Raw genomic sequence first — 2,412 nt, 5'->3', positions numbered from 1 at the left:
CGCTGACTGGGGAATGGTGGACCGCGCCGCACGCCGCTTGAAAGCTACACTGCGCGGGCTGGTCAACGCCGATCCGGGCGATTCTCCAGGTGCAGGTAGGCTGCATCGAAGCCGCAAAAGGCTCGCAGCCGGGCGAGGTCGAGGATCTGCAACCGCCGGCGTTTGAGCACGATCAGTCCGGCCTCGCGCAGCTCCTGCAGCATGCGGTTGACGTGCACAGGCGTCATCCCGAGCAGGTCGGCCAGGTCCGTCTGCCGTAGCGGTGTATCGAAGGCCGCGCCCCCGTTGTCGCGCGTAGCCAGTCCGACCGCATCAAGGCGGGCGTGCAACTCGCAGAACAGGTGCGCGATCTGCCGCGAGGCTTCGCGCTGTCCAATGTTGACCAGCCAGGCGCGCAGGATCGCCTCGTCGACCAGCGTCGCCCACCATAGCGCCCGGGCGATGCGCGGGTGGCCGGCCGTGAGGTCGACGACGGTCGCGCGCGAGAGGTACACGACCTCACAAGGGAGCAAGGTGGCGATGGAGTGGTCCATCCGTTGAAGGATGGCCACGTGCAAGTCGCAGAAATCCCCCGGGACGAATACGGCGGTGATCTGGCGCTTGCCGCCAGGCAGGATCTTGTAGCGGTAGGCGAAGCCCCGCAGGATGAGGTGGACGTTCTCGGGGGGGTCGCCCTCACAGGTGAGGTCCTGCCCCGCCGCCACGGGTCGCGGGCTGGCGCAAGCGCCCAGCAGTGTGGCCCGGTCCGCGTCCGTGAGGCCGCCGGCGTGGTCGAGCTTGCGGATCAGCGCGTTGGACATGGGATTGGCCCGAGGGTACGCCTGTACCGTGTTCGCTACGGAGACCGAGAGCGTCGGAATGTCCGCGCGACACGACGTAGATGGGCTTTGTGGCTACTTGCTGACAGGCATTACTTCAATAATTGTTATTTTTTGAAGTGTCTTTCGACGAAGGCTGCAACCGATGAGGCTTGGAGGTCCAGTCGGCCCCAGTCTTTATACAGCACCATCGCCATGCCTATCGAGCCGCCGACGGACGTGGGGCTGCAGCGAGCCGCCGGCTCCTGATGCGGCCGGATACCCGGCGACCTGACTCTGCCTCAACGACGGTCTCGCGATCGCTTCGGGCCCTCAGGGTCAGCATAGCCGCCGCCACAGCGTCGGCCGGCGAGGGGCCGTGACGATAGCGAAGGCGGCGAAATGTCCGAGGGCTATGCGGCGGCCGAAGTGCTGCGCGCCATCACCCGCGATCACCAAATCCACGTCTTGGAAGTCATGGGTCGCTTCGCCGCGCTCGTTGATCGCCTCGACCGATCCCTGCGCGTTGCAGCCCCAGCCGGGTGGGAACACGCACTCACTCGGCAGTGATATCTGCCACAGCCAGATCGTCCGGGGCGTTGCGTCACGAACCCGGGCTGTCACGGCGGAGTATCAGAAAACTTATCGTTGTGATTTTTTGACGACCAGGATCTCGGCATAGCTCGTGATCTCAGAGGTCTTCGAGGCCGTCCCGCTGGTCAGCGAGGCTTCTCGATCCGTGCCCGGGTGAGGAACGTCGACGATGCCGTTGCCGATGATCCTCGATCTCCTGCCAACACTTGCAATCATCGACGACGACGTTGCTGGGGTGATCGACGCATACATGGCCGATCCCGGCGTTGGGCTTATTGCGTTCGGTGAGGGCTACTATCTTGATCCGGCCGCGGCGGTGGCTGCCCATCCCTTCGCTCGAACGCTGATTGAGGAGTCGTGGGCGAGCGATGAACTGCGTCGGGCGGCGGTACGTGCGGCTGTCATGCTGGCACGACCAGAACGGACGCCGGTTCAGGGACCAGAATGGGGCCCGCATTCTCGGGAAGGGCATGAGAAGATCTAACCCGGTGACAGCCGATCCACCAATCTGGTTCTGTGAACCAGGCATGCGAACATCCAGCGTATTGTGGCCCAGATCCGTTTTTGCGGCGCTAAGCCAATCAGCGCTTCTCACATACGTCGAAACTTACATCACGCCCATTCCAAGAGGTCCACGAGCATTACGGCCGCCGCTGCAATGACGTTGCCACGTCCGCGCCAGGGCAGCACGATCGCCTCGGGCTCCGGCTTATCCAAGAAGACGCTAGCCGACTTCGAGGCTGGGAAACGGACACCCTACGATCGCACGTTGCTGGACATTGAGCGGCCCTTTGAAGCCGCTGGGCTAGGATTCATCCCCGAGAACGGTGGCGGGGCCGGGATCCGGTTCCGGGAGCGGAAAGGATAAAACCGGCGCTAAGTTCGTTAGGCCTCGACGAGTTGCTCCGATCAGGGACCAAGTATGCGCAGCCTCATCTTCGCCGTCAGCGTCATCGCTCTCGCTGCCCCCGCCTCGGCGCAGGCGCCCGACCGCGGCAACGCGGACCTAGAGACTAACTGT

General features: G+C 63.9%; 3 protein-coding genes. 1 reads left to right on the top strand and 2 read right to left on the bottom strand.

Going from position 1 to position 2,412, the window contains the following annotated elements; genetic code table 11:
- Positions 1-62: 62 nt before the first annotated feature.
- Together MKL01_RS08080 and MKL01_RS08075 are read right to left on the bottom strand one after the other, a co-directional pair.
- The gene (locus MKL01_RS08080; RefSeq protein ID WP_243904700.1) at positions 63-800 is read right to left on the bottom strand and encodes a Crp/Fnr family transcriptional regulator; all 738 of its coding nucleotides are present in this window, start codon (positions 798-800) and stop codon (positions 63-65) included.
- A gap of 336 nt (positions 801-1,136) precedes the next feature.
- Positions 1,137-1,349, bottom strand: a complete 213-nt coding sequence (locus MKL01_RS08075; protein ID WP_243904699.1) for a hypothetical protein — start codon at positions 1,347-1,349, stop codon at positions 1,137-1,139.
- A 223-nt stretch (positions 1,350-1,572) separates the two neighbouring features.
- Between MKL01_RS08075 and MKL01_RS08070 the strand changes: the two genes are divergently transcribed.
- Positions 1,573-1,875, top strand: coding sequence for a hypothetical protein (locus MKL01_RS08070; RefSeq protein ID WP_243904698.1), 303 nt, complete (start codon positions 1,573-1,575; stop codon positions 1,873-1,875).
- Positions 1,876-2,412 lie beyond the last annotated feature (537 nt).

The sequence above is a fragment of the Methylobacterium sp. J-070 genome (genome assembly GCF_022829385.1).
Lineage (GTDB): Bacteria > Pseudomonadota > Alphaproteobacteria > Rhizobiales > Beijerinckiaceae > Methylobacterium.
The sequence above is the reverse complement of the archived record's forward strand: the minus strand, read 5'-3'. Positions and strand labels throughout refer to the sequence as shown.

Bases quoted from the DNA above. Each gene is read 5' to 3' on its own strand.
- MKL01_RS08070 (WP_243904698.1), top strand. From the start codon at position 1,573: ATGATCCTCGATCTCCTGCCAACACTTGCAATCATCGACGACGACGTT.
- MKL01_RS08080 (WP_243904700.1), bottom strand. From the start codon at position 800: ATGTCCAACGCGCTGATCCGCAAGCTCGACCACGCCGGCGGCCTCACG.